A 1,336-nucleotide genomic window follows, 5' to 3' on the forward strand; every position below is an offset into this window, starting at 1 on the left:
TTCCACCGTCGAGCCATAGATCATGGAGGCATCGATAAATGCGGTGATCTCATTGAGGTACTCACCGTCCTGCTGTGCCACGCGGGTAAAGGGAATGACCGCCTCACCGGTGCTGAAGGGATCGAAAAACGGATCTCCCGCCGGGACTTCGATATCTGCCTCGGTCTGGCTTTCGGCCCCGGTCAGGGACAGGTCATGGTCCAGAAACTGCCCCCAGATCCACAGGAAATCCGATGCGCCGGCAGTATTCAGAGTGCTGCTGTCTTGCGCAGAAAGGATGTTTGAAATCTCACGCGGGTTGGGCCGGTCTGACCCGGCCATGCCGCCATCAGAGGTCAGGCCGCTGGGCGCTAAATGCAGCAGACCTGTGCCGGTTGCCCCCCAAGTTGGATTTTCGGAATGTGCGGCATAGCCATCGACGGGGCGTGCGGCCCCGATCTGCAAATTGGACATGTGATCCCCCAATCACTCATTAACTTTCACCAAAACTGCAATTGTGTGCGGCTCGCAATCCCCGTGCGAGCGGTGTCGGCAAACGCCTTCCCAGGTTCCGGAAATGTACTCAAGCCGGGACACAGACAGGCATCCAGTGTGTCACGAATTAGTGTGATTTTGTGTATTGTCGTGATTTTCGTGGCGGATCAGCGCCATTGCGTCACAGGTGAAGCAAAAGGCCGGGACCCTGCGTGTCAGGCTTGACGGACCCGCGGCGCTGCTCCAGCGGCGGCCGGAGTATCAGCCCATTTGGCGATTTGCTCCAGCAGCTGCTGCTTCCGCATCGGCTTGGAAAGGAATTCAACCATGCCTGCGGCGCGGCAGGCCGCTTCGTCGGTGCTCAGCACATTGGCGGTGAGCGCAATGACCGGGCAGGGCGCCCGGCCGTTCTCTTGCTCCCAGGCCCGCAGGCAGCGGGTGGCTTCAAGGCCATCCATCACCGGCATCGACATGTCCATCAGCACCAGATCGAAGCGTTGTGCGGCGAAGGTGTCCACCGCCTCCTGCCCATTGCTGCAAATGGTCAGCTGAATGCCGGAAGGGGCCAGCATTTTCTGCAAAACCAGCTGGTTGGTGCGATTGTCCTCAGCCGCCAGCAGGCGCAAGTGGCTGAATTGGCCGGCTGTTTGCCCGGTGCTGGGCAGCGCAGCGGCGGCAGCCACGGGTGCGCCGGTGTTCAGGACCTCCTGCAGGGTCTGCAGAAGCAGTTTGTTGCGTGCCGGTTTCATCAGCACACGCAAAGTCTTGCACTCCTTCAGCGCTTCATATTCGGCCAGCAACTGGCCGCCGGTGCAGAAAACGATCGGCATGTCCCGGCACCCGGGTAAGCTGTGCAGGTTCC

General features: G+C 60.3%; 2 protein-coding genes. Both read right to left on the reverse strand.

Going from position 1 to position 1,336, the window contains the following annotated elements:
• Positions 1 to 453 (reverse strand): peroxidase family protein (locus tag A2I95_RS38625; RefSeq protein ID WP_291737683.1); only part of this gene is annotated, 453 nt, incomplete at its 3' end.
• A 236-nt stretch (positions 454 to 689) separates the two neighbouring features.
• Positions 690 to 1,336: response regulator (locus tag A2I95_RS38630; protein WP_291737684.1), on the reverse strand; the 647-nt coding region annotated here is incomplete at its 5' end.

This window comes from Leisingera sp. F5, from assembly GCF_001593695.1.